The sequence below is a fragment of the Methylobrevis albus genome (assembly GCF_015904235.1).
GTDB lineage: Bacteria > Pseudomonadota > Alphaproteobacteria > Rhizobiales > Pleomorphomonadaceae > Methylobrevis_A > Methylobrevis_A albus.
Genome location: NZ_JADZLT010000038.1, coordinates 1 through 23,680, shown reverse-complemented (window position 1 = coordinate 23,680; position 23,680 = coordinate 1). Strand labels below are relative to the sequence as shown.

General features: G+C 67.3%; 35 protein-coding genes. 32 read left to right on the top strand and 3 right to left on the bottom strand.

Annotated features, from left to right (window positions below; all coding sequences use genetic code 11):
- Positions 1–2: 2 nt before the first annotated feature.
- The 30 genes from tuf (at position 3) to I5731_RS01580 (ending at position 18,955) form a co-directional block, all read left to right on the top strand.
- Positions 3–1,193: an elongation factor Tu gene (gene tuf, locus I5731_RS01725; protein ID WP_197309634.1), complete on the top strand. Its 1,191-nt coding sequence runs from the start codon at positions 3–5 to the stop codon at positions 1,191–1,193.
- Positions 1,194–1,267: 74 nt separating this feature from the next.
- Positions 1,268–1,576, top strand: coding sequence for a 30S ribosomal protein S10 (gene rpsJ, locus I5731_RS01720; protein WP_197309633.1), 309 nt, complete (start codon positions 1,268–1,270; stop codon positions 1,574–1,576).
- A gap of 29 nt (positions 1,577–1,605) precedes the next feature.
- Positions 1,606–2,322, top strand: coding sequence for a 50S ribosomal protein L3 (rplC, locus tag I5731_RS01715; RefSeq protein ID WP_197309632.1), 717 nt, complete (start codon positions 1,606–1,608; stop codon positions 2,320–2,322).
- Entirely contained in the window at positions 2,322–2,942 is a 621-nt protein-coding gene (gene rplD / locus I5731_RS01710; protein ID WP_197309631.1) for a 50S ribosomal protein L4, read from the top strand. Before rplC ends, rplD begins: the two co-directional genes overlap by 1 nt.
- Positions 2,939–3,232: a 50S ribosomal protein L23 gene (locus tag I5731_RS01705; RefSeq protein ID WP_197309630.1), complete on the top strand. Its 294-nt coding sequence runs from the start codon at positions 2,939–2,941 to the stop codon at positions 3,230–3,232. The genes rplD and I5731_RS01705 overlap by 4 nt, the downstream gene beginning before the upstream one ends.
- Before the next feature lie 20 nt (positions 3,233–3,252).
- Positions 3,253–4,092 (top strand): 50S ribosomal protein L2, encoded by an 840-nt coding sequence (gene rplB, locus I5731_RS01700; RefSeq protein WP_197309629.1) that lies wholly within the window; start codon positions 3,253–3,255, stop codon positions 4,090–4,092.
- A gap of 13 nt (positions 4,093–4,105) precedes the next feature.
- A complete protein-coding gene (gene rpsS, locus I5731_RS01695) occupies positions 4,106–4,384 on the top strand; it encodes a 30S ribosomal protein S19 (RefSeq protein WP_197309628.1) in 279 nt (92 codons plus the stop codon).
- 1 nt (position 4,385) lies between these two features.
- Positions 4,386–4,766 carry a 50S ribosomal protein L22 gene (rplV, locus tag I5731_RS01690; protein WP_197309627.1) on the top strand — a complete coding sequence of 127 codons (381 nt, stop codon included), beginning with the start codon at positions 4,386–4,388 and terminating at the stop codon, positions 4,764–4,766.
- Positions 4,766–5,527: a 30S ribosomal protein S3 gene (gene rpsC, locus I5731_RS01685; protein WP_197309626.1), complete on the top strand. Its 762-nt coding sequence runs from the start codon at positions 4,766–4,768 to the stop codon at positions 5,525–5,527. Before rplV ends, rpsC begins: the two co-directional genes overlap by 1 nt.
- 25 nt (positions 5,528–5,552) lie before the next feature.
- Positions 5,553–5,966, top strand: coding sequence for a 50S ribosomal protein L16 (gene rplP, locus I5731_RS01680; RefSeq protein WP_197309625.1), 414 nt, complete (start codon positions 5,553–5,555; stop codon positions 5,964–5,966).
- Between the two features lie 29 nt (positions 5,967–5,995).
- The gene (rpmC, locus tag I5731_RS01675; protein ID WP_197309624.1) at positions 5,996–6,196 is read left to right on the top strand and encodes a 50S ribosomal protein L29; all 201 of its coding nucleotides are present in this window, start codon (positions 5,996–5,998) and stop codon (positions 6,194–6,196) included.
- A gap of 13 nt (positions 6,197–6,209) precedes the next feature.
- Entirely contained in the window at positions 6,210–6,455 is a 246-nt protein-coding gene (gene rpsQ, locus I5731_RS01670) for a 30S ribosomal protein S17 (protein WP_197309623.1), read from the top strand.
- An 88-nt stretch (positions 6,456–6,543) separates the two neighbouring features.
- Positions 6,544–6,912 carry a 50S ribosomal protein L14 gene (gene rplN, locus I5731_RS01665; RefSeq protein WP_197309622.1) on the top strand — a complete coding sequence of 123 codons (369 nt, stop codon included), beginning with the start codon at positions 6,544–6,546 and terminating at the stop codon, positions 6,910–6,912.
- Positions 6,912–7,229, top strand: a complete 318-nt coding sequence (rplX, locus tag I5731_RS01660; RefSeq protein WP_197309621.1) for a 50S ribosomal protein L24 — start codon at positions 6,912–6,914, stop codon at positions 7,227–7,229. Before rplN ends, rplX begins: the two co-directional genes overlap by 1 nt.
- The gene (rplE, locus tag I5731_RS01655) at positions 7,222–7,779 is read left to right on the top strand and encodes a 50S ribosomal protein L5 (protein WP_197309620.1); all 558 of its coding nucleotides are present in this window, start codon (positions 7,222–7,224) and stop codon (positions 7,777–7,779) included. Before rplX ends, rplE begins: the two co-directional genes overlap by 8 nt.
- Positions 7,780–7,803: 24 nt before the next feature.
- Complete coding sequence (gene rpsN / locus I5731_RS01650) at positions 7,804–8,109, top strand: 30S ribosomal protein S14 (protein ID WP_197309619.1); 306 nt, start codon at positions 7,804–7,806, stop codon at positions 8,107–8,109.
- Between the two features lie 13 nt (positions 8,110–8,122).
- A complete protein-coding gene (rpsH, locus tag I5731_RS01645) occupies positions 8,123–8,524 on the top strand; it encodes a 30S ribosomal protein S8 (RefSeq protein WP_197309618.1) in 402 nt (133 codons plus the stop codon).
- A 29-nt stretch (positions 8,525–8,553) separates the two neighbouring features.
- The gene (gene rplF, locus I5731_RS01640; protein ID WP_197309617.1) at positions 8,554–9,090 is read left to right on the top strand and encodes a 50S ribosomal protein L6; all 537 of its coding nucleotides are present in this window, start codon (positions 8,554–8,556) and stop codon (positions 9,088–9,090) included.
- Positions 9,091–9,101: 11 nt separating this feature from the next.
- On the top strand, positions 9,102–9,464 hold the full coding sequence (gene rplR / locus I5731_RS01635; RefSeq protein WP_197309616.1) for a 50S ribosomal protein L18: 363 nt from the start codon (positions 9,102–9,104) through the stop codon (positions 9,462–9,464).
- Positions 9,465–9,502: 38 nt separating this feature from the next.
- Positions 9,503–10,084, top strand: a complete 582-nt coding sequence (rpsE, locus tag I5731_RS01630; RefSeq protein WP_197309615.1) for a 30S ribosomal protein S5 — start codon at positions 9,503–9,505, stop codon at positions 10,082–10,084.
- A 56-nt stretch (positions 10,085–10,140) separates the two neighbouring features.
- Complete coding sequence (gene rpmD, locus I5731_RS01625; RefSeq protein ID WP_197309614.1) at positions 10,141–10,344, top strand: 50S ribosomal protein L30; 204 nt, start codon at positions 10,141–10,143, stop codon at positions 10,342–10,344.
- A gap of 19 nt (positions 10,345–10,363) precedes the next feature.
- Positions 10,364–10,837, top strand: a complete 474-nt coding sequence (gene rplO, locus I5731_RS01620; protein WP_197309613.1) for a 50S ribosomal protein L15 — start codon at positions 10,364–10,366, stop codon at positions 10,835–10,837.
- A 73-nt stretch (positions 10,838–10,910) separates the two neighbouring features.
- On the top strand, positions 10,911–12,242 hold the full coding sequence (secY, locus tag I5731_RS01615) for a preprotein translocase subunit SecY (RefSeq protein WP_197309612.1): 1,332 nt from the start codon (positions 10,911–10,913) through the stop codon (positions 12,240–12,242).
- Complete coding sequence (locus I5731_RS01610) at positions 12,239–12,832, top strand: adenylate kinase (RefSeq protein WP_197309611.1); 594 nt, start codon at positions 12,239–12,241, stop codon at positions 12,830–12,832. The genes secY and I5731_RS01610 overlap by 4 nt, the downstream gene beginning before the upstream one ends.
- Positions 12,833–13,053: 221 nt before the next feature.
- Positions 13,054–13,422 carry a 30S ribosomal protein S13 gene (gene rpsM / locus I5731_RS01605; RefSeq protein WP_197309610.1) on the top strand — a complete coding sequence of 123 codons (369 nt, stop codon included), beginning with the start codon at positions 13,054–13,056 and terminating at the stop codon, positions 13,420–13,422.
- Positions 13,423–13,716: 294 nt separating this feature from the next.
- Positions 13,717–14,103 carry a 30S ribosomal protein S11 gene (gene rpsK / locus I5731_RS01600; RefSeq protein ID WP_197309609.1) on the top strand — a complete coding sequence of 129 codons (387 nt, stop codon included), beginning with the start codon at positions 13,717–13,719 and terminating at the stop codon, positions 14,101–14,103.
- A gap of 130 nt (positions 14,104–14,233) precedes the next feature.
- On the top strand, positions 14,234–15,256 hold the full coding sequence (locus I5731_RS01595) for a DNA-directed RNA polymerase subunit alpha (RefSeq protein ID WP_197309608.1): 1,023 nt from the start codon (positions 14,234–14,236) through the stop codon (positions 15,254–15,256).
- A 122-nt stretch (positions 15,257–15,378) separates the two neighbouring features.
- The gene (gene rplQ / locus I5731_RS01590; protein ID WP_197309607.1) at positions 15,379–15,804 is read left to right on the top strand and encodes a 50S ribosomal protein L17; all 426 of its coding nucleotides are present in this window, start codon (positions 15,379–15,381) and stop codon (positions 15,802–15,804) included.
- A 392-nt stretch (positions 15,805–16,196) separates the two neighbouring features.
- Positions 16,197–17,618 (top strand): DegQ family serine endoprotease, encoded by a 1,422-nt coding sequence (locus tag I5731_RS01585; protein ID WP_235981477.1) that lies wholly within the window; start codon positions 16,197–16,199, stop codon positions 17,616–17,618.
- On the top strand, positions 17,615–18,955 hold the full coding sequence (locus I5731_RS01580) for a replication-associated recombination protein A (protein WP_197309606.1): 1,341 nt from the start codon (positions 17,615–17,617) through the stop codon (positions 18,953–18,955). Before I5731_RS01585 ends, I5731_RS01580 begins: the two co-directional genes overlap by 4 nt.
- A 3-nt stretch (positions 18,956–18,958) precedes the next feature.
- Here the strand turns inward: I5731_RS01580 and I5731_RS01575 are convergent, their stop codons facing one another.
- Positions 18,959–19,456: a MarR family winged helix-turn-helix transcriptional regulator gene (locus I5731_RS01575; RefSeq protein WP_197309605.1), complete on the bottom strand. Its 498-nt coding sequence runs from the start codon at positions 19,454–19,456 to the stop codon at positions 18,959–18,961.
- A gap of 128 nt (positions 19,457–19,584) precedes the next feature.
- Between I5731_RS01575 and I5731_RS01570 the strand changes: the two genes are divergently transcribed.
- Positions 19,585–20,388, top strand: a complete 804-nt coding sequence (locus I5731_RS01570) for an SDR family NAD(P)-dependent oxidoreductase (RefSeq protein ID WP_197309604.1) — start codon at positions 19,585–19,587, stop codon at positions 20,386–20,388.
- A 67-nt stretch (positions 20,389–20,455) separates the two neighbouring features.
- Here the strand turns inward: I5731_RS01570 and I5731_RS01565 are convergent, their stop codons facing one another.
- Together I5731_RS01565 and I5731_RS01560 are read right to left on the bottom strand one after the other, a co-directional pair.
- Positions 20,456–20,809 (bottom strand): DUF1428 domain-containing protein, encoded by a 354-nt coding sequence (locus I5731_RS01565; RefSeq protein WP_197309603.1) that lies wholly within the window; start codon positions 20,807–20,809, stop codon positions 20,456–20,458.
- A gap of 124 nt (positions 20,810–20,933) precedes the next feature.
- On the bottom strand, positions 20,934–22,385 hold the full coding sequence (locus tag I5731_RS01560) for an NAD-dependent succinate-semialdehyde dehydrogenase (protein ID WP_197309602.1): 1,452 nt from the start codon (positions 22,383–22,385) through the stop codon (positions 20,934–20,936).
- 221 nt (positions 22,386–22,606) lie between these two features.
- On the opposite strand from I5731_RS01560, the gene I5731_RS01555 reads away from it, so the two are divergent.
- Positions 22,607–23,647 (top strand): RluA family pseudouridine synthase, encoded by a 1,041-nt coding sequence (locus I5731_RS01555; protein ID WP_235981476.1) that lies wholly within the window; start codon positions 22,607–22,609, stop codon positions 23,645–23,647.
- Positions 23,648–23,680 lie beyond the last annotated feature (33 nt).

The following is a 23,680-nucleotide window of genomic DNA, read 5'->3' as shown; positions in this document are numbered from 1 at the left end:
CGATGGCCAAGGAAAAATTTGCGCGGACGAAGCCGCACTGCAACATCGGAACGATCGGGCACGTCGACCACGGCAAGACGTCTCTGACGGCCGCGATCACGAAGGTGCTGGCCGAGACGGGTGGCGCGACGTTCAAGGCGTACGACCAGATCGACGCGGCGCCGGAAGAGAAGGCGCGCGGCATCACGATCAACACGGCGCACGTGGAGTACGAGACGGCGAACCGTCACTACGCCCACGTCGACTGCCCGGGCCACGCCGACTACGTGAAGAACATGATCACGGGCGCGGCGCAGATGGACGGCGCGATCCTGGTGTGCTCGGCCGCCGACGGCCCGATGCCGCAGACGCGCGAGCACATCCTGCTCGCCCGCCAGGTCGGCGTGCCGGCGATCGTGGTGTTCCTGAACAAGTGCGACATGGTCGACGATCCCGAGCTGCTGGAGCTCGTCGAGCTCGAGGTGCGCGAGCTGCTGTCGTCCTACGACTTCCCGGGCGACGACATTCCGATCATCAAGGGCTCGGCGCTGGTGGCGCTCGAGAATGGCGATCCGAAGCTCGGCCACGACGCGGTGCTGGAGCTGATGGCGGCGGTCGACGCCTACATCCCGCAGCCCGAGCGCCCGATCGACCAGCCGTTCCTGATGCCGATCGAGGACGTGTTCTCGATCTCGGGCCGCGGCACGGTGGTGACCGGCCGCGTCGAGCGCGGCATCGTGAAGGTGGGTGAGGAAGTCGAGATCGTCGGTATCCGTCCGACGACCAAGACGACGATCACCGGCGTCGAGATGTTCCGCAAGCTGCTCGACCAGGGCCAGGCCGGCGACAACATCGGCGCGCTGCTGCGCGGCACCAAGCGTGAAGACGTCGAGCGCGGGCAGATCCTCTGCAAGCCGGGCTCGGTGACGCCGCACACGACGTTCAAGGCCGAGGCGTACATCCTGACCAAGGAAGAGGGCGGCCGTCACACGCCGTTCTTCACCAACTACCGCCCGCAGTTCTACTTCCGCACCACGGACGTGACGGGGATCGTCACGCTGCCCGAGGGCACGGAAATGGTGATGCCGGGCGACAACGTCGCGATGACCGTCAAGCTGATCGTGCCGATCGCCATGGAGGAGAAGCTCCGCTTCGCCATCCGTGAAGGTGGCCGCACCGTCGGCGCCGGCGTCGTCGCCACGATCATCGAGTAATGGGCAACGATTGAGGGGCCCGGTCGAGGTCGCGCGCCTCCATCGCGCGATCTCGCCGCCAAAGGTGGAAGACTATGAACGGCCAGAATATCCGTATTCGTCTCAAGGCGTTCGACCATCGTATCCTCGATGCGTCGACCCGTGAGATCGTCAACACGGCCAAGCGGACCGGTGCTCAGGTTCGTGGACCGGTTCCGCTTCCGACGCGGATCGAGAAGTTCACGGTCAACCGCTCGCCGCACGTCGATAAGAAGTCGCGCGAGCAGTTCGAGATGCGTACCCACAAGCGTCTTCTCGACATCATCGATCCGACCCCGCAGACCGTCGACGCGCTGATGAAGCTCGATCTGGCAGCCGGCGTGGATGTCGAGATCAAGCTCTAAGCCAACGAGGCGGGTGAGAGAGAGAAGCCATGCGCTCAGGTGTGATCGCACAGAAGGTGGGCATGACCCGCGTCTATAACGACGCCGGCGAACATGTGCCTGTGACTGTTCTCAAGCTTGAGAACTGCCAGGTCGTGGCCCATCGCACTGACGAAAAGAACGGCTATACGGCACTGCAGCTCGGCGCAGGTCTGGCCAAGGTGAAGAACACGACGAAGGCGATGCGCGGCCACTTCGCGGTCGCCAGCGTCGAGCCGAAGCGCGAACTCGCGGAATTCCGCGTGTCCGCCGACAATCTGATCGACGTGGGCGCTGAGCTCACCGCCGATCACTTCGTCACCGGCCAGTTCGTCGACGTCACCGGTACGTCGATCGGCAAGGGTTTCGCCGGCGTCATGAAGCGCCACAACTTCGCTGGTGGCCGCGCGTCGCACGGCAACTCGGTGTCGCACCGCTCGCACGGTTCGACCGGCCAGCGGCAGGACCCCGGCAAGGTGTTCAAGGGCAAGAAGATGGCCGGCCACATGGGCGACGTCCGTGTGACCACCCAGAACCTGAAGATCGTCCGCACCGACGTCGATCGCGGGCTGATCCTGGTCGAGGGCGCCGTTCCCGGCGCCAAGGGCGGCTGGATCCTCGTCCGTGACGCGGTGAAGAAGAAGCTCCCGGAGACGGTCCCGATGCCCGGTTCGTTCCGGAAGTCGTCGGCCACCGCCGAGACCGCGGTTGCGGGGGAAGGTGAGTGATGGAACTCGAAGTCAAGACGCTCGACGGCGACGCCGCGGGTTCGATCGCGCTCAGCGACGAGATCTTCGGTCTCGAGCCGCGTGCGGACATCCTGCAGCGCGTCGTCCGCTGGCAGCTCGCCAAGCGCCAGGCCGGTACGCACCATGCGAAGACCCGTAACGAGGGTAATCGCACGGGCAAGAAGATGTACCGCCAGAAGGGCACCGGCGGCGCCCGTCACGGCGACAAGAACGCGCCGCAGTTCCGCGGCGGCGGCAAGGCCTTCGGCCCGGTGGTGCGCGACCATGCGCACGACCTGCCGAAGAAGGTCCGCGCGCTCGGCCTCAAGCTGGCGCTGTCGGCCAAGGCCAAGACCGCGAGCATCGTGGTGATCGACGAGGCCATCGCGGCCGAGCCGAAGACCAAGGCGCTGAAGGACCGGTTCGCGAAGCTCGGCTTCACGAGCGTGCTCGTCATCGACGGCGCGGTCCCGAACGACAACTTCCGACTGGCCGCCCGCGGCATCGGGAAGGTCGACGTGCTGCCCGTCCAGGGCATCAACGTCTACGACATTCTCCGTCGCGACACGCTGGTGCTGACCAAGGCGGCGGTGGCTGCCCTCGAGGAGCGGTTCAAATGACCAACCTCAAGCACTACGACATCATCCTGAGCCCGGTGATCACCGAGAAGGCCACGATCCAGTCCGAGAACGACAAGGTCGTATTCAACGTCGCCGACACGGCGACGAAGCCGGAGATCAAGGCCGCCGTCGAGGCGCTCTTCCAGGTGAAGGTCAAGAAAGTGAACAGCCTGGTCCGCAAGGGCAAGGTGAAGCGCTTCCGCGGCAAGATCGGCCACCAGTCTGACGTCAAGCGCGCGATCGTGACTCTCGAGTCCGGTTATGCGATCGACGTGACGACCGGCCTCTGACGAGAGCGGGCAGGATCAAGATGGCACTGAAGCATTTCAAACCGACGACCCCCGGCCAGCGCCAGCTCGTGCTCGTCGACCGTTCGGAGCTCTACAAGGGCAAGCCCGTCAAGGGTCTGACCGAGGGCCTGAACAAGTCGGGCGGCCGTAACAATCTGGGTCGCCAGACCTCGCGCAACGTCGGTGGCGGCCACAAGCGCAGCTACCGGCTCGTGGACTTCAAGCGCTCCAAGCGCGACGTCCCGGCGACGGTCGAGCGGCTCGAGTACGATCCGAACCGGTCGGCGTTCATCGCGCTGATCAAGTACGCGGACGAAGAGCTCGCCTACATCCTGGCGCCGCAGCGTCTCGCCATCGGTGACACCGTCATCGCCGGCCAGACCGCCGACGTGAAGCCGGGCAACGCGATGCCGCTCGCCTCGATCCCGGTCGGGACGATCGTGCACAACGTCGAGCTGAAGCCCGGCAAGGGCGGCCAGGTCGCCCGGTCCGCCGGCACCTACGCCCAGCTCGTCGGACGCGACCAGGGTTACGCGATCCTGCGCCTCAACTCGGGTGAGCAGCGGCTGGTCCAGTCGTCCTGCTTCGCCACGATCGGCGCGGTGTCGAACCCGGACCATTCCAACGTGTCGATCGGCAAGGCCGGTCGTTCGCGCTGGCTCGGCAAGCGTCCGCATGTTCGCGGCGTGGCGATGAACCCGGTCGACCATCCGCACGGCGGTGGTGAAGGCCGGACCTCGGGCGGCCGTCATCCGGTCACGCCCTGGGGCAAGCCGACCAAGGGCAAGAAGACCCGCCAGAACAAGGCGACCGACAAGTTCATTGTGCGCAGCCGTCACGCGCGCAAGAAGAGCCATTGATAGGGGTACGACTGTGTCTCGTTCTGTTTGGAAAGGACCGTTCGTCGACGGCTACCTCCTCAAGAAGGCGGAAACCGTGCGCTCGTCCGGTCGCAACGAAGTCATCAAGATCTGGAGCCGTCGCTCGACGATCCTGCCCCAGTTCATCGGCCTGACCTTCGGCGTCTACAACGGCCAGAAGCATGTTCCGGTCGCAGTGTCCGAGGACATGGTCGGTCACAAGTTCGGCGAGTTCTCGCCGACCCGGACCTACTATGGCCACGCCGCCGACAAGAAGGCGAAGAGGAAGTAACATGGGCAAGCCGAAGACCGAGCGGGCCCTCGCCGACAACGAGGCCAGGGCCGTTACCCGCATGCTGCGGATCAGCCCGCAGAAGCTCAACCTCGTCGCCGCGCTGATCCGCGGCAAGAAGGTGGCTGCCGCTCTCGCGGACCTCACCTTCTCGCAGAAGCGCATCGCCCGCGACGTCAAGAAGACGCTCGAGTCGGCGATCGCCAATGCCGAGAACAATCATCAGCTCGACGTCGACGCGCTGGTGGTCAAGGAGGCCTACGTCGGCAAGGCGATGGTCATCAAGCGTTTCTCGCCGCGTGCCCGTGGCCGCGTCGGCGCGATCCAGAAGCCGTTTTCGCATCTGACGATCGTCGTGCGCGAAGTCGAGGAGTCCGCCTGATGGGTCACAAGGTCAATCCGATCGGTCTCCGACTCGGCATCAACCGCAGCTGGGACTCGCGCTGGTTCGCCGGCAAGAACGAGTACGGCAAGCTGCTGCACGAGGATCTGCGGATCCGCAAGGCGCTGATGGCCGAGCTCAAGACCGCCGCGGTCTCGAAGATCGTCATCGAGCGTCCGCACCGCAAGTGCCGCGTCACCATCTTCTCGGCACGTCCGGGTGTGGTGATCGGCAAGAAGGGCGCCGACATCGAGAAGCTTCGCAAGAAGATCGCCTCGATGACGACCTCGGAAGTGCACCTCAACATCGTCGAGGTCCGCAAGCCCGAGATCGATGCGAACCTGATCGCCGCGTCGATCGCGCAGCAGCTCGAGCGCCGCGTCGCCTTCCGCCGTGCCATGAAGCGCGCCGTTCAGTCGGCGATGCGTCTCGGCGCGGAAGGCATCCGGATCAACGCCGGCGGCCGCCTCGGCGGTGCCGAGATCGCGCGCCTGGAATGGTACCGCGAGGGCCGCGTGCCGCTGCATACGCTGCGCGCCGACATCGACTACGGCACCGCCACGGCGCACACCGCCTACGGCACCAACGGCATCAAGGTCTGGGTGTTCAAGGGAGAAATCCTGGAGCACGACCCGATGGCCTCCGAGCGCAAGCAGCTCGAGGGTGCCGGTGACGGTGATCATCATCGCGGTGATCGTGGCGATCGAGGCGATCGTCGCGACCGGGACCGCGATCGCGGTCGCCGCAACGACGCCGCGTAAGAATTAGGGACACGGGAGAGGCGAGATGCTTCAGCCGAAGCGCACCAAATTCCGGAAGGCCTTCAAGGGCCGAATTCACGGCGTGGCCAAGGGCGGCACCGATTTGAATTTCGGCACTTTCGGCCTCAAGGCTCTCGAGCCGGAGCGGGTCACCGCCCGCCAGATCGAGGCCGCCCGCCGTGCCATCACGCGTCACATGAAGCGTGCCGGTCGCGTGTGGATCCGCATCTTCCCGGACGTTCCGGTGTCGGCGAAGCCGACCGAGGTTCGCATGGGCAAGGGCAAGGGCTCGCCCGAATACTGGGCGGCGCGGGTGAAGCCCGGCCGCGTGATGTTCGAGCTCGACGGCGTGCCCGAGGACATCGCTCGCGAGGCGCTGCGCCTCGGCGCGGCGAAGCTCCCGGTCCGGACGCGCTTCATCCAGCGCATCGCCGAGTAATCGGCGGACTACTCGAGGATTTGAAGATCATGAAGGCGAGTGACGTGAAGGCCCTGACGCCGGATCAGCTCGAGGACGAGCTGGCGAAGCTGAAGAAGGAGCAGTTCAATCTGCGCTTCCAGAAGGCCACGGGCCAGCTCGAGAACACCTCGCGCGTTCGGTCCGTCCGGCGCGGCATCGCCCGCATCCAGACCGTCATGCGCGAGAAGCGCGTGGCCGACAACGCTTGAGAGGCGATAGAAGATGCCGAAGCGAATCCTGCAGGGCGTCGTCGTCAGCGACAAGACCGACAAGACGGTCGTGGTGAAGGTGGAGCGTCGCTTCACCCACCCCCTGTTCAAGAAGACCGTGCGCCGCACCAAGAACTACCAGGCGCACGACGAGACGAACCAGTTCAAGATCGGCGACATCGTCTTCATCGAAGAGAGCCGTCCGATCTCGCGCACCAAGCGCTGGATCGTCGTCGGCACGGAACTGGCGACCGCCTGACGCGGTGCCGGCGACGGCGACAAGGGAACGGTATGATCCAGGCGCCCCTGGCGGGGCGCTCCTGGTTTGAGAGAACAGGCGGGCAGTCATGATTCAGATGCAAACAAACCTCGACGTGGCGGACAATTCCGGCGCCCGTCGTGTCATGTGCATCAAAGTGCTCGGCGGTTCCAAGCGCAAGTACGCCTCGGTGGGCGACGTGATCGTCGTCTCCATCAAGGAGGCCATTCCGCGGGGCCGCGTGAAAAAAGGCGACGTGATGAAGGCGGTGGTCGTCCGGACCGCCAAGGACATCCGCCGTCCGGACGGTTCGGTGATCCGGTTCGACCGGAACGCCGCCGTCCTGATCAACAATCAGAAGGAGCCGATCGGGACCCGTATCTTCGGACCGGTTCCGCGCGAGCTCCGCGCGAAGAACCACATGAAGATCATCTCGCTCGCTCCGGAGGTGCTGTGATGGCCGCGAAGATCAGGAAGGGCGACAAGGTCGTCGTTCTCACCGGCAAGGACAAGGGCAAGTCGGGCGAAGTGCTCAGCGTCAACCCGTCCGAAGGCCGGGCCGTGGTCCGCGGCGTCAACGTCGTGCGCCGGGCCACGAAGCAGTCGGCGCAGACCGAAGGCGGCATGGTCGCCAAGGAATCGCCGATTCACGTGTCGAACATCGCGCATGCCGACCCGAAGTCGGGCGAGGCGACGCGCGTCGGTTTCAAGATCTTGGACGATGGCCGCAAGGTTCGTGTCGCCAAGCGTTCGGGAGTGCAGATCGATGGCTGAGGCGAACTACGAGCCCCGGCTCAAGAAGATCTACGACGACGAGATTCGTCCGAAGCTCATCGAGCAGTTCGGTTACAAGAACAAGCTCGAAGTTCCGGTGATCGAGAAGGTCGTGCTCAACATGGGCGTCGGCGAAGCCGTCGCCGATTCGAAGAAGATCAACTCCGCGGTCGGCGACCTGACGCTGATCGCCGGCCAGAAGCCGGTGATCACCAAGGCGCGCACCTCGATCGCCACGTTCAAGCTGCGTGACGGCATGAACATCGGCGCCAAGGTGACCCTGCGCCGGGCCCGGATGTACGACTTCCTCGACCGCCTGGTGACGATCGCGCTGCCGCGCATTCGTGACTTCCGGGGCCTCAACCCGAAGAGCTTCGACGGCCGCGGCAACTTCGCCATGGGCGTCAAGGAGCACATCGTGTTCCCGGAGATCGCCTACGACAAGGTCGATCAGGTCTGGGGCATGGACATCATCGTCTGCACGACTGCGAAGTCCGACGACGAGGCGCGGGCGCTGCTGAAGGCGTTCGACTTCCCGTTCCGCACCTGATTTCGCGCTAGAAGGATCCATACGATGGCGAAGAAAAGCGCGGTCGAAAACAACAAGCGGCGGGAACGTCTCGTCAAGAAGTTCGCGTCGAAGCGCGCCGAGCTCAAGGCCAAGGCCCTCAACGAGGAGCTCCCGATCGAGGAGCGCTTCGCGGCCCGCCTGGAGCTCGCCGAGCTGCCGCGGAACTCTTCCGCGACCCGCGTTCGCAACCGGTGCGAAGTGACAGGTCGTCCCCGTGCCTATTATCGCAAGCTCAAGATGAGCCGTATCGCGCTCCGTGAACTCGGATCCGCCGGCCTCATCCCGGGCCTTGTCAAGTCGAGCTGGTGAGGAGAGCGGTCCCATGGCGATGACCGATCCTTTGGGTGACATGCTCACCCGCATCCGGAACGCGCAGATGCGCAAGATGAGCAAGGTCTCGACGCCGGCCTCCAAGCTGCGTCAGAACGTGCTCGAAGTGCTGGCTGCCGAAGGCTACATCCGGGGTTACACCTCGGTCAGCCATGAGGCGCACGGCCGTTCCGAATTCGAGATCGAGCTGAAGTACTACGACGGCGAGCCCGTGATCCGGACCATCGAGCGCGTCTCGAAGCCGGGCCGCCGGGTCTATGCCTCGGTGAAGAACCTGCCGCGTGTGGCCAACGGCCTCGGCGTGTCGATCCTGTCGACCCCGAAGGGTGTGATGGCCGACCACGAGGCTCGCGAGCAGAACGTCGGTGGCGAAATTCTCTGCCGCATCTTCTGATCGACGATTGAAAGAGACGGACTGAAATCATGTCGCGCATTGGCAAGAAGGCCGTGACGATCCCCAGCGGGGTTACGGCCGAGATCAACGGGCAGGCTGTCAAGGTCAAGGGACCGAAGGGCGAACTGTCCTTCGTTCTCAATGACCTGGTTCTCGCCTCCAAGGACGAGAGCGGTTCGATCAAGGTCGACCCGATCGATCAGTCGAAGAACGCGCGCGCGGCATGGGGAATGTCGCGCACGATGATCGGCAACCTGATGAAGGGTGTGACCGAGGGCTTCCAGAAGCGTCTCGAGATCACCGGCGTCGGCTACCGCGCGGCGGTGCAGGGCAAGAACCTGCAGCTCGCCCTTGGCTACAGCCACGACGTCCTCTATCCGATCCCGGTCGACGTTGCGATCACATGCCCGAAGCCGACCGAGATCGTGCTGGCTGGTATCGATCCGCAGCGCGTCGGCCAGGTCGCGGCCGAGATCCGCGACTTCCGTCCGCCCGAGCCCTATAAGGGCAAGGGCGTCAAATACGCGGGCGAGTCCATCGTCCGTAAGGAAGGCAAGAAGAAGTAAGGGCTCACGCCATGGCGAAGGCGAAGACCGGTAACGAGCGTCGTCGCGCACGCGTGCGTCGTTCGATCATGAAGGCGGCCAACGGCCGCCCGCGGCTCAGCGTGCACCGCACGTCGCAGCATATCTATGCCCAGGTCATCGACGATGGCGTCGGGCAGACGGTGGCCGCGGCGTCGAGCCTCGAGAAGCCGCTGCGCGAGGGGCTGAAGACCGGCGCCGACGTCGCCGCGGCTTCGGCGATCGGCAAGCTGATTGCTGAACGGGCGATCGCGGCCGGCATCACGAAGGTGGTGTTCGACCGTGGCAGCTTCCTCTATCACGGCCGGGTCAAGGCGCTCGCCGAGGCCGCCCGCGAGGGTGGGCTCGAGTTCTGAGCACGGCTCCGCGTCACGGATGAGAAGAGACGGATACTATGGCTGAACGTGAACGGAATACGAGAGACCGGAACTCGAGGGATCGGGAGGAGCGCGACAGCGAGTTCGTCGATCGCCTCGTCCACATCAACCGCGTCGCCAAGGTGGTGAAGGGCGGTCGGCGCTTCGGCTTCGCCGCGCTCGTCGTCGTCGGCGACCAGAAGGGTCGCGTCGGCTACGGACACGGTAAGGCCCGCGAAGTGCCGGAAGCGATCCGCAAGGCGACCGAGTCGGCCAAGCGCAATCTCGTGCGCGTCGGTCTGCGTGAAGGTCGCACCCTGCACCACGACACCCAGGGTCGTTGGGGCGCGGGCCGCGTCATCCTGCGCGCCGCTCCGGCCGGTACCGGCATCATCGCCGGCGGCCCGATGCGCGCGGTGTTCGAGGCGCTCGGCATCCACGACATCGTCTCGAAGTCGCTGGGTTCGTCGAACCCCTACAACATGGTGCGTGCCACCTTCGACGCGCTTGCGCGTGAAGACAGCCCGCGCTCGGTTGCGGCGCGTCGCGGCCTTAAGGTCTCGACCCTGCAGTCGCGCCGCCGCGACGTCGATCCCGACGCCGTTGCCGGCGAGGCGTGATCCGACCACTTGATCACCGCCGGGGCGCACCCCAGTTCTGGACGAGGTAGAAGGCCATGGCCACCAAGGAAACCGCGGTCAAGAGCGTGACGATCGAACAGATCGGCAGCCCGATCCGCCGTCCGACCGAGCAGCGCGCGACGCTGGTCGGCCTCGGGCTCAACAAACTGCATCGCCGTCGTACGCTGGAGGATACTCCGTCCGTGCGCGGCATGATCGCGAAGGTCCAGCATCTCGTCCGGGTCGTGGACGAGGCGTGAAGCGGCGGGTAGACGCAAAATGAAGCTCAACGAACTCAAGGACAACGAAGGCGCGACCAAGAAGCGCATGCGCGTTGGTCGTGGCATCGGGTCCGGCAAGGGCAAGACTGCCGGTCGCGGCGTCAAGGGCCAGAAGTCCCGCACGGGTGTCGCCATCAACGGCTTCGAAGGTGGCCAGATGCCGCTGCATCGGCGTCTGCCGAAGCGTGGCTTCAACAACATCTTCGCGAAGGACTTCAACGTGGTCAGCCTCGGCCGCGTGCAGCAGGCGGTCGACGCCGGCAAGCTCAAGGCGGGCGACGTCGTCACCGCCGAGCAGCTCAAGGCCGTCGGCATCATCCGCCGCATCAAGGATGGCGTCCGTCTGCTCGCCGATGGCGAGCTGGGCGTCGGCCTGAAGTTCGAAATCGCCGGCGCCTCCGCCGCGGCCATCGCCGCTGTCGAGAAGGCCGGCGGCAGTGTGACCGTGCTCGGCGCAACCGCCGAGGCGTAATCCGGAAGGTACTGAGCGGGCCTCGGCGATCGAGGCCCGCTTTGCGTCTTTTTGGGGTAAGCGGAGCAGGTCCATGGCCTCGGCAGCAGAACAACTCGCCGCCAATCTGAATTTCGGTGCCTTCGCCAAAGCCGAGGAACTGAAGAAGCGGATCTGGTTCACGCTCGGGGCGCTGGTGATCTATCGCCTCGGCACCTACATCCCGCTGCCGGGCATCAACCCGGAGGCGCTCGCGCAGGCGTTCAGCCAGCAGCAGGGCGGCATCCTCGGGCTGTTCAACATGTTCGCCGGCGGCGCCGTGGGCCGCATGGCGCTGTTCGCCCTCGGCATCATGCCGTACATCTCGGCCTCGATCATCATCCAGCTGATGACGTCGATCGTGCCGTCGCTCGAAGCCCTCAAGAAGGAGGGTGAGTCGGGCCGCAAGAAGATCAACCAGTACACGCGCTACGGCACCGTGCTCCTCGCGCTGGTCCAGGCCTACGGCATGGCCGTCAGCCTGCAGTCCGGCACCGGCATCGTGCTCGACCCGGGTCCGTTCTTCCTGGTGTCGGCCGTGCTGACGCTGGTCGGCGGCACGATGTTCCTGATGTGGCTCGGCGAGCAGATCACCTCGCGCGGCATCGGCAACGGCATCTCGCTGATCATCTTCGCCGGCATCGTCGCCGAACTGCCCGCAGCCCTCGCCGGCATGCTCGAACTCGGCCGCCAGGGCGCCCTTGCGACGCCGCTGATCATCGGCATCTTCGTCCTCGCCGTGGTCGTGATCGCCTTCATCGTCTTCGTCGAGCGCGCCCAGCGCCGGCTGCTGATCCAGTACCCGAAGCGTCAGGTCGGGAACCGGCTCTTCCAGGGCGAATCGTCGCACCTGCCGCTGAAGCTGAACACCGCCGGCGTCATTCCGCCGATCTTTGCCTCGTCGTTGCTGCTGGTTCCGGCCACCATCGCCGGCTTCTCGGGCGGGGCGGGCACCGGCTGGCTGCAGACCATGACGACGCTGCTCGGCCACGGCCAGCCGCTCTACATGCTGTTCTACGCGGCGATGATCGTGTTCTTCGCCTTCTTCTACACGGCGATCGTGTTCAATCCGACCGACACGGCCGACAATCTGAAGAAGCACGGCGGCTTCATTCCGGGCTATCGCCCCGGCGAACGCACCGCGCAGTACATCGACTACGTCCTCACCCGCATCACCGTGATCGGGGCCATCTACCTGGTGCTGGTCTGCCTGTTACCCGAATTTCTCATTTCGGCGACCGGCGTTCCGTTCTATTTCGGTGGCACGTCGCTTCTGATCGTGGTGAGCGTGACCATGGACACCGTCTCGCAGGTCCAGGGCCATCTTCTGGCGCACCAGTATGAGGGGCTCGTGAAGAAGGCCAAACTGCGGGGGAGGAAAAGATGAGGCTGATACTGCTCGGTCCGCCGGGAGCAGGGAAGGGGACCCAGGCGCAGCGCCTCGTGCAGCGCCATGGCATCGTCCAGCTCTCGACGGGTGACATGCTCCGGGCGGCGGTCGCCGCCGGAACCGAGATCGGCAAGCGGGCGCAGGCGGTGATGGACGCGGGGCAACTCGTGTCCGACGAGATCGTCATCGGAATCGTGTCCGAGCGAATCGACCAGCCCGACGCTGCCAAGGGCTTCGTTCTCGACGGCTTCCCGCGCACCCGCGCCCAGGCCGACGCGCTCGAGAAGCTGCTCGCAACGAAGGACGCCGCCCTCGACGCGGTGATCGCCTTCAAGGTCGACGACGCCAAACTCGTCGGCCGCATCGAGCAGCGCGCCAACGAGGCGCGTGCGGCCGGTCAGGCCGTGCGCAAGGACGACAACCCCGAGGTGTTCGCCAAGCGCCTCGTCGAGTACCACGGCCTCACCGCCGAACTCGTACCGTTCTATGAGCAGCGCGGCCTGCTGCGGCTGGTCGACGGCATGGCGCCGATCGACACGGTGACCGCCGAGATCGAAACGATCCTCAGCGAAGCCGTCGGCGGCTGACAGAAGATCCCGATCCCGGGAGTCGTCAACAAAGGTTGACGACTCCCGGGGTTGCGTTTATGAACCGGCTTCAATTCGCGACGCTTGAGCGACCGAAGCCTGCGGCCATTGGGCGCGGCCCTCGGCCGCTCGATTGCATTCACCTCTACCCCGCGCACGGGACGAGGGAGCGGCGGGACCCGCAGGGCGGGGGCCGGCGCGATCTTTAGGAGAGACGAGAAGTGGCCCGTATCGCAGGCGTCAACATCCCGACGAACAAGCGCGTCGTCATCGCGCTTCAGTACATTCACGGCATCGGCCAGAAGTTCGCGAGCGAGATCGCCGAGAAGGTCGGCATCGCTCCGGCCCGGCGCGTCAACGAGCTGACCGACGCCGAAGTCCTGCAGATCCGCGAAGTCATCGACCGCGACTACCTGGTCGAGGGCGACCTGCGCCGCGAAGTGTCGATGAACATCAAGCGTCTGATGGACCTCGGCTGCTACCGCGGCCTGCGTCATCGCCGCGGCCTGCCGGTGCGCGGCCAGCGCACCCACACCAATGCGCGGACCCGCAAGGGCCCGGCGAAGGCCATCGCAGGCAAGAAGAAGTAAGGTCTGCGAGGCCTCTGGCGCGCGGCATCGCCGCGTGCACGGCCCGTCAACCCGATCGGCGTCGCCGCCGCGCGTTCCGCGCGGTGCGGCGCTGTTCGGGTTTAAGTCGGGTTCCGGATGCTGCGGGGGATTTCCTCGCGCAGGCCGGGTGGTGCGGCTGCAGTCGCCGCGCCGTCGTTCTGCCGCCTGAGGCGGAACGGCAAGACACGTTTCCGGCTGGTGTGTCGTTTCGCACCTCCGGTGGAGCCGCTGGCATCACGGCGGTGTTGAGATCGAAGATCGAGAGGACAGATCATGGCCAAGGAAGCCCGCGTTCGTCGCCGCGAGCGCAAGAACATTTCGTCGGGTGTCGCGCACGTGCACTCGTCGTTCAACAACACGATGATCACCATTTCGGACGCGCAGGGCAACACGATCTCGTGGTCGTCGGCCGGCACGATGGGCTTCAAGGGCTCGCGCAAGTCGACCCCCTACGCCGCGCAGATGGCCGCCGAAGACGCGGCCCGCAAGGCGTCCGAGCATGGCGTCAAGACGCTCGAGGTCGAGGTTCGCGGTCCGGGGTCCGGACGTGAGTCGGCGCTCCGCGCGCTGCAGGCCGCCGGCTTCATGGTGACCTCGATCCGCGACGTGACGCCGATCCCGCACAACGGCTGCCGTCCGCGCAAGCGCCGCCGCGTCTGAGGACCGGCGACAGGGACAAGGCCCACGGGCGTCATCGGGCGCCGTGGGCATCGGCCCGCCGGGGAGCAAGTCGAGCGGATCCGCCGCTCCGCCTCCGGCAGGCCGAACGCAGCATGGAAAGGGTACGATCGTGACCATCCAGAAGAACTGGCAGGAACTCATCAAGCCGAACAAGCTCGATGTGCAGGTGAGTGCCGGGAACAAGCGTAACGCGACGGTCGTGGCCGAGCCGCTCGAGCGGGGCTTCGGCCTGACGCTCGGCAACTCGCTGCGTCGCATCCTGCTGTCGTCGCTGCAGGGTGCCGCCGTGACGGCGGTGCAGATCGACGGCGTCCTCCACGAATTCTCCTCGATCGCGGGCGTCCGCGAAGATGTGACGGACATGATCCTGAACATCAAGGAGATCGCGGTGAAGATGCAGGGCCAGGGCCCGAAGCGCATGGTCGTGCGCAAGCAGGGCCCGGGCGTCGTCACCGCCGGCGACATCCAGACCGTCGGCGACATCGAGATCCTGAACCCGGACCACGTGATCTGCACCCTCGACGAGGGCGCGGAGATCCGGATCGAGTTCACCGTCGACACCGGCAAGGGCTACGTCTCGGCCGACCGCAACCGTCCCGAGGACGCCCCGATCGGTCTGATCCCGGTCGACAGCGTCTACTCGCCGGTGCGCAAGGTCTCCTACAAGGTCGAGAACACCCGTGAGGGCCAGGTTCTCGACTACGACAAGCTGACGCTGTCGGTGGAGACCAACGGCGCGATCAAGCCGGAAGACGCGGTCGCCTTCGCCGCCCGCATCCTTCAGGACCAGCTCTCCATCTTCGTCAACTTCGACGAGCCGGAGCGCGACCAGAAGATCGAGCAGGTTCCCGAGCTCGCCTTCAACCCGGCGCTGCTCAAGAAGGTCGACGAGCTCGAGCTGTCGGTCCGTTCGGCCAACTGCCTGAAGAACGACAACATCGTCTACATCGGCGATCTGATCCAGAAGAGCGAGGCGGAGATGCTCCGCACGCCGAACTTCGGGCGCAAGTCGCTGAACGAGATCAAGGAGGTTCTCGCGCAGATGGGCCTTCACCTCGGCATGGAGGTCACGAACTGGCCGCCGGAGAACATCGAGGATCTCGCCAAGCGCTACGAGGACCATCACTACTGATCGTCCCGGCATACGCCACCAGATCGAGCGGCCGGCGCCAGCGCCGGTTTCCCATGAGACGAGGCGCGACCGCGACGGAACAGAACCGGCGGGGCGCCATATGAAAAACGAAGGAGTTGGCCATGCGCCACGGCAATGCAGGCCGTAAGTTCAACCGCCGGTCCGATCATCGCATGGCGATGTTCGCCAACATGGCGGCGTCGCTGATCGAGCACGAGCAGATCGTCACCACCCTGCCGAAGGCGAAGGACCTGCGTCCGATCGTCGAGAAGCTCGTCACGCTCGGCAAGCGCGGCGACCTCCACGCCCGCCGCCAGGCGATCGCGGAGATCGGCAACGAGGCGCTGGTGCGCAAGCTGTTCGACACCATCGGCCCGCGCTACAAGGACCGCGCCGGTGGCTACACCCGCATCCTGAAGGCCGGCTTCCGCTACGGCGACAACGCCGCCCGCGCGGTGATCGAGTTCGTCGACCGCGACACCTCCGCCAAGGGCGCCGCCGACCGCGCGCGCACCGAAGCCGAGTCGGGTGAAGCCGAAGCGGCCTGAGGGCAGCGAGGCTTTCGGGTCTGAACGAGGCGGCTCCGCGAGGGGCCGCCTTTTTCGTTGTGGGTGAGGGTTGTGAGGGCGGAGAGGCCGCTACCCCTCCCGACCCCGCTCCGCGGGGCCACCCTCCCCACGAGGGGGAGGGATGTCGATCGTTGAAGCGCTTCGTTCGCAACATCTTCAGCAACTGCGGCGTTGCAGATCAGATAACGCCGCGCAGCTTGCTCATCCCTCCCCCTCGTGGGGAGGGTGGCCCGGCCAACGGCCGGGTCGGGAGGGGTAGCAGCCTCTCCACAAACCTGGACCGCGCCCCGCGAACCCCCCCGCCCATTTCACGCCATTTCCCCAGCGCCTATATCATCCCCGTGATTCGCGTTCAGCCGAGGGGACCCGTCATGAGCCACTTCCGCCCGACCCGCGCCATCCGCGCCGGCGTCATGGCGCTCGCCATGAGCAGCCTCGTCCTTGCCCCCGCGCAGGCCCAGCAGCGCCAGGTGCCGGACTCGGCCGCCGAAATTCAGCTCTCCTTCTCGCCGATCGTGAAGCGGGCAGCCCCGGCCGTGGTCAACGTCTATGCGACGCGGACGGTGCAGCAGCGCAGCTCGCCGCTGTTCGACGATCCGTTCTTCCGCCAGTTCTTCGGCCGCGAGTTCCAGACCCCGCGCCGCCAGCAGCAGCAGAATTCGCTCGGATCCGGCGTCATCGTCGATCCGTCCGGCCTGATCGTCACCAACAACCACGTCATCGGCGACGGCACCGAGGTGAAGGTGGTGCTCGCCGACCGGCGCGAATTCGAGTGCGACGTGGTGCTGAAGGACGAGCAGCTCGACCTCGCCGTGCTGAAGATCCGCGGCAACGGCGCCGTGCTGCCGACCGTCGAGCTCGGCGAATCCGACGGGCTCGAGGTCGGCGACATCGTGCTCGCCATCGGCAATCCGTTCGGCGTCGGCCAGACGGTGACGCAGGGCATCGTCTCGGCGCTCGCCCGCACCCGCGTCGGCATCACCGACTACCAGTTCTTCATCCAGACCGACGCCGCCATCAACCCGGGCAACTCCGGCGGGGCGCTGATCGACATGCACGGCCGCCTCGTCGGCATCAACACGGCGATCTTCAGTCGCGGCGGCGGCTCGAACGGCATCGGCTTCGCGATTCCGTCCGACATGGTGCGGGTGGTGGTCGATTCGGCGCGCTCCGGCTCGGGCCTGCAACTGCCGTGGATCGGCGCCGACCTGCAGCCGGTGACGGCCGATATCGCCGAGAGCCTCGGCCTCGACCGTCCGGTCGGCCTGCTGGTGACGGCCCTCGTCGCCGACGGCCCGGCGGCCAAGGCCGGCCTGCGCTCGGGCGACCGCATCGTCTCGATCGGCGACATCGAGGTCTACGATCCGCGCGAGTTCAACTACCGCCTCGCCACCATGGGCGTCGGCAAGGAAGCGCAGCTCACCGTCGACCGCGGCGGGCGCACGGTCGAGCTCGCGGTGGCGCTCGCGCCGCCGCCGGAAACCGTGCCGCGCGACGAGTTCACCGTCCGCTTCCGCTCGCCGTTCGCCGGGGCGACGATCGCCAACCTCTCGCCGGCGGTGGCGCGCGAGGTGGGGGCCACCTATGACGGGGAGGGCGTGGTAATCACCCGCATCGACGAGCGTGCCCCCGCCGCGCGCGTCGGCCTGCAGCCCGGCGATGTCATCCTCACCATCAACGGCGATGCGGTCCGCACCACGGCCGATTTCGTCCGCCTCGCCCAGGGCGACCCGATCCTCTGGCGCGTCACCGTCGACCGCGGCGGCCGGGTAATCCGCATGGCGTTCCGATGAGCGACCTGTTCTCGCACGGCCTGCCGCCGGGCGACCCGCAGCGCGAGGCGGCGGCAGGGGCGGGGGCGCCGCGGCCGCTCGCCGACCGGCTGCGGCCGGATGCGCTCGGCGACATCGTCGGCCAGGACCACCTCGTCGGTCCGCAGGGTACCATCACCCGCATGCTGCGCTCGGGCTCGCTCGGCTCGATGATCCTGTGGGGCCCGCCCGGCACCGGCAAGACGACGCTCGCCCGGCTGCTCGCCCGCGAGACCGACCTCGCCTTCGAGCAGATCTCGGCGATCTTCTCCGGCGTCGCGGACCTGAAAAAGGTATTCGAGACCGCGCGCATGCGCCGGCGCTCCGGCCGCGGCACGCTGCTGTTCGTCGACGAGATCCACCGCTTCAACCGCGCCCAGCTCGACAGCTTCCTGCCCGTGATGGAGGACGGCACCGTCACCCTCGTCGGCGCGACGACGGAGAACCCGTCGTTCGAGCTCAACGCCGCGCTGCTGTCGCGCGCCCATGTGGTCGTGTTCAAGGCGCTGGAGCCTGACGCGGTCGCCGCCCTGCTCGCCCGCGCCGAAGCCGTCACCGAGCGGCCGCTGCCGCTCGACGAGACGGCGCGCGCCGCGCTCGTCCGCATGGCCGACGGCGACGGCCGCGCGGCGCTGACCCTCGCGGAGGACGTCTGGCGGGCGGCGGGGGAGGGCGAGGTGTTCGATTCCGCCGGGCTGCAGGAGGTCGTGCAGCGCCGGGCGCCCGTCTACGACAAGAGCCAGGACGGTCACTACAACCTGATCTCGGCCCTGCACAAGTCGGTGCGCGGCTCCGACCCGGACGCCGCGCTCTACTACCTCTGCCGCATGTTCGATGCCGGCGAGGATCCGCTCTACCTGATGCGCCGGATCATCCGCATGGCCGCCGAGGACATCGGCCTTGCCGACCCGCAGGCGCTGACCATCGCCATTGCCGCGCGCGACGCCTACGAGATGCTCGGCTCGCCGGAGGGCGAACTCGCGATCGCCGAGGCGATCGTCTACATCGCGTCGGCGCCGAAATCGAACGCCGTCTACACCGCCTACAAGGCCGCCATGCGCGCCGCCAAGGAGCACGGCTCGCTGCTGCCGCCCAAACACATTCTCAACGCCCCGACCAAGCTGATGAAGGGCGAGGGCTACGGCGACGGCTACCGCTACGACCACGACGAACCCGACGCCTTCTCCGGCCAGGACTATTTCCCCACCGCCATGGGTCGCCAGAACTACTACCGCCCCGTCGAGCGCGGTTTCGAGCGCGAGTTGAAGAAGCGCATGGAATTCTGGGACCGCCGCCGCCGCGAGCGCGACGAAGCCTGATCCTCACTCGGAGGGCGCGTCCTCTGCGGGCGCCGGAGCGCGGAAGGCCGCGGCGAACTCCGGCGAGGCGACCTTGCTCAGGATCCGCTGCAGCGCCGCCGCGTCGTCGGCCCCGACCAGCGCCTCGAAGCGCTGCTGCGCCGCGCGCCAGGCGCGCTCGACGTCCTCGAGGCGGCGCGCTCCGGCGGGCGTCAGCGAGACGCGGCGGACGCGGCGGTCGCGGTCGTCCGGCTCGATCGTCACCAGCCCGTCGCGCAGCAGCGGCTTCAGCGAATGGCCGAGAGCCGAGAGGTCCATCGCCAGCGCACTCGCCAGCGGCTGCAGCGCCGGTGCGCCGAGCAGACGGATCTGCGCCAGCAGCGAGAACTGCGTCGCGCGCAGGCCGGAGCCTTCGATCGCGTCGTCGTAAAGCTGCCCCAGCCGCCGCGCCGCCCGGCGCACGGCGCTGTTCGCGCAAGCGTCCCAGACCCCGCCATGCTGCCCGTCGACTTGCTGCTCCATCCTGCTGCCATCCCGCATCACGAAAACGTCATGACGGCCCTGCCGCCCGGCCCGCCGTCCCCCTCTTGCGAAAGCGCCGGCTACCTCCAAGATAGTGGCATATGCCAGCAAATCAAAGGAGCAGGCTCATGAGTTCCCTCGCAACCGCCCTCATCACCGGCGCGTCCTCGGGCATCGGCGCCGTCTACGCCGACCGCCTTGCCCGGCGCGGCCATGATCTCATCCTCGTCGCGCGGGACGCCGCGCGCCTCGACGCGCTCGCCAAGCGGCTAGAAGCCGAGACCGGCATCAAGGCGGAGGTTTTCGCCGCCGATCTTTCCGATCGTGACGATCTCGGCCGGATCGAGCGTCGCATCGAGAGCGATGACGCCATCGGCCTCGTCGTCAACAACGCCGGTTTCGGCGACATCGGCGATGTCCTCGACAGCGATCCCGCGACCCTCGACCGGATGGTCGACGTCAACGTCGTCGCGGTCAACCGTCTCGCGATCGCTGCGGCGCGTGCCTTCGCAAAGCGCGGCACGGGCGCGGTCGTCAACATCGCCTCCGTGGTCGCCTTCATCCCCGAGCAGGTGCACGCCACCTACAGCGCCACCAAATCCTTCGTGCTGACGCTGACGCAGTCGCTCGCCGCCCACGTCGGCGACCGCGGCGTCAAGTTCCAGGCCGTGCTGCCGGGCGCGACGCGGACCGAGTTCTTCGACCGCGCGGGCGGCTCGCTGGACCGGCTGCCGGCCGAGATGCTGATGCACGTCGATGACCTGGTCGACGCGGCGCTCGCCGGCTTCGATGCCGGAGAACTCGTGACGATCCCCTCGCTGCCCGATCCCGCCGACTGGCAGGCTCTGGAGGCCGCGCGCGCGGCGCTCGGCCCCAATCTGTCGCGTGATCGTCCGGCCGCCCGCTATGGCGTGCGCCGCGCGGCGGCCTGACCGGCGACCACAGCCGGCGCCGGGGATCGCCTCCCCGGCGCCGCGGCCGCTGCGAGCGATCAGGCGATCACGCCTCGAGCACGGGCATGAAGCCGCCGAAGATCATGCGGCGGCCGTCGAAGGGCATCGAACTCCCCATCGCGGCGAAGCGCGGATCGGTCATCATCTTCTCGCCGACCGCATCGCGCACCTCTTTCGAGGGATATTCGATCCAGCTGAACACGACGATCTCGCCGGCTTCCGCCTGCACCGCGCGGCGGAAGTCGGTGAGCTTGCCGTCCGGCACGTCGTCGCCCCAGCACTCCACCACGCGCGTCGCGCCGAGCTCCTTGAAGATCGCGGCCGCTTCCGTCGCATGTTTGACGAAGGCGTCCTTGTTGGCGGCCGGCACGGCGGCCACGAATCCGTCGACGTAGGGCATCGGTTCCTCCTTCGCGTTACGCACGTCGGCGCCGCGTCGGCGCCGTCACCTCTGGAAGACGGACGGGGAGGGGCCCCGCCGACAGGCGGCGGCGAAAAGCCCGGCCGATCGTCGCCGCCCCGCCTCAGATCCCCATGCAGAGGTACTTCATCTCGAGATAGTCCTCGATGCCGTGGCGCGAGCCCTCGCGGCCGAGGCCGGACTGCTTGACGCCGCCGAACGGCGCCTCGGCGGTGGAGACGAGGCCGGTGTTGATGCCGACCATGCCGGCCTCCAGCGCCTCGGCGACGCGCCAGACCCGGCCGATGTCGCGCGAATAGAAGTAGGAGGCGAGGCCGAATTCGGTGGCGTTGGCGAGCCGGATCGCCTCGGCCTCGGTCTCGAACGGGATCAGCGGCGCCAGCGGGCCAAAGGTTTCCTCGGTCGAGATCTTCATCGCCGGCGACACGCCGGTGACGACCGCCGGGGTGATGAAGTTGCCCCCCGTGTGCTCGCCGCCGGTGACGATGGTGCCGCCCTTGGCGACGGCGTCGGCGAGGTGTTCCTTGACCTTCGCCACCGCCTTCTCGTCGATCAGCGGCCCGACGGTGACGCCGGCCTCGAAGCCGTTGCCCATCTTCAGCGCCTTCACCTTGGCGGTCAGCTTCTCGGCGAAGGCGTCGTAGACCGGCTGCTGCACGTAGATCCGGTTGGCGCAGACGCAGGTCTGGCCGTTGTTGCGGAACTTCGCGATCATCGCCCCCTCGACGGCGGCGTCGAGGTCGGCGTCGTCGAAGACGATGAACGGCGCATTGCCGCCGAGTTCGAGGCTGAGCTTCTTGATCGTGTCGGCGCTCTGGCGCATCAGCAGCCGGCCGACCTGGGTCGAGCCGGTGAAGGTCAGCTTCTTCACCACCGGGCTTGCCGTCATCACCCCGCCGATCGCCGCCGCATCCGTGCCGGTGACGATGTTGATCACGCCGGCCGGAATGCCGGCCTCCTCGGCGAGAACCGCCATCGCCAGCGCGGAGTAGGGGGTCTGCGCGGCGGGCTTCACCACCATGGTGCAGCCGGCGGCGAGCGCCGGACCGACTTTCCGCGCCAGCATGGCGTTCGGGAAATTCCACGGCGTGATCGCGGCGCAGACGCCGATCGGCTGCTTGATGACGACGAGCCGCTTGTCGGCCCAGGGCGAGGGGATCGTCTCGCCGTAGACGCGCCGCGCCTCGTCGGCGAACCACTCGATGAAGCTCGCGCCGTAGACGATCTCGCCGCGCGCCTCGGTGAGCGGCTTGCCCTGTTCGGCGGTCATGATCGCGGCGAGGTCGTCGGCGTGGGCGAGCATCAGATCGTTCCAGCGCCGCAGCAGCGCCGCGCGCTCCTTGGCGCTCTTCGCCGCCCAGGCCGGGAAGGCGGCTGCGGCGGCCTCGATCGCCCGCTCGGTCTCCGCCGCGCCCATCGCCGGGATGGTGCCGAGCACGGCGCCGGTCGCCGGATCGGTGACGTCGGCGGTCGCCCCGCTGTCGGCATCCAGCCAGGCGCCGCCGATGATCGCCTGCTGGCGCACGAGATCGGGCTTCTTCAGGGTCGGGAACATGGCGGCCTCTTCGCTGACTGGGGTCTCGGCGACGTCGGCGGTGGCGACGGCCGGGCTCGCTGCGGAGACCACCAGAAAGCGCGCGCTTCGGCAAGCGAGGGCAAAACAGCGCCGCGCGGGGCGGGTTCCCGCTGGCTCCTGTGGTCAAGCCGTCGCCGGCCGTGCTAGAGCCGGCAAAACTGGATTTCGCACGGCCGGATGCCGCGAGGGAGAGTACGGGCATGAGCGCGCCGACGATGAAGGTCGAGATGGTCACCGTCGCAACCGACGAGGCCGGCATGCGGCTCGACCGCTGGTTCAAGGAACACTACCCCGGCCTCGGCTTCGGCCACCTGCAGAAGCTGCTGCGCTCGGGCCAGATCCGCGTCGACGGCGGCCGGGTGAAGCCCGACGCGCGCGTGCAGCCGGGCCAGGTGGTGCGCGTGCCGCCGTTCCAGGCGCTCGACGCCGCCCCGGTGATGTTCGACGCCGACGGCGCGCCGATGGCGCGGCCGAAGCAGGTCGCCTCCGCCGACGAGGGCGCCTATCTCCGCTCGCTGCTGCTCTACGAGGACGACCACGTTTTCGTCTTCAACAAGCCGGCGGGCCTCGCCGTGCAGGGCGGCTCGGGCATGACCCGGCACATCGACGGCATGCTGGAAGCCTTCCGCGACCGAAAGGGCGTCAAGCCGCGCCTCGTGCACCGGCTCGACCGCGAGACCTCGGGCGTGCTGCTCGTCGCCCGCACCCGCCTCGCCGCCTCGACGCTGGCGCGCACCTTCCAGACCCGCTCGGCGCGCAAGATCTACTGGGCGCTGACCTACGGCGTGCCGAAGCCGCGCCAGGGCAAGATCTCGTCCTACCTCGTGAAGGACACCGGCGAGGACATCGACATGATGCGCATCGCCCGCCACGGCGAGCGCGACGCCCAGCATGCCGTCACCTTCTATTCGACGGTGGAATCGGTGGCGAACCGGCTCGCCTGGGTGACGATGAAGCCGGTCACCGGCCGCACGCACCAGCTGCGCGTCCACATGCAGTCGATCGGCCACCCGATCATCGGCGACCCGCGCTATTTCAACATCGAGAACTGGGAATTCCCCGGCGGCATCCAGAACCGGCTGCACCTGCTCGCCCGCCGCCTCACCATCCCGCATCCGGCGGGCGGCGAGCCGATCGACGTCACCGCCCCGCTGCCGCCGCACATGCTGCAGAGCTGGAACGCCTTCGGCCTCGACGCCGACGAATTTGGCGTTGGCGACCCGTCGTTCCCGGAAGATTGATCGGCGGGGGTTTTCGTGTGGCCTCCCCCCTCC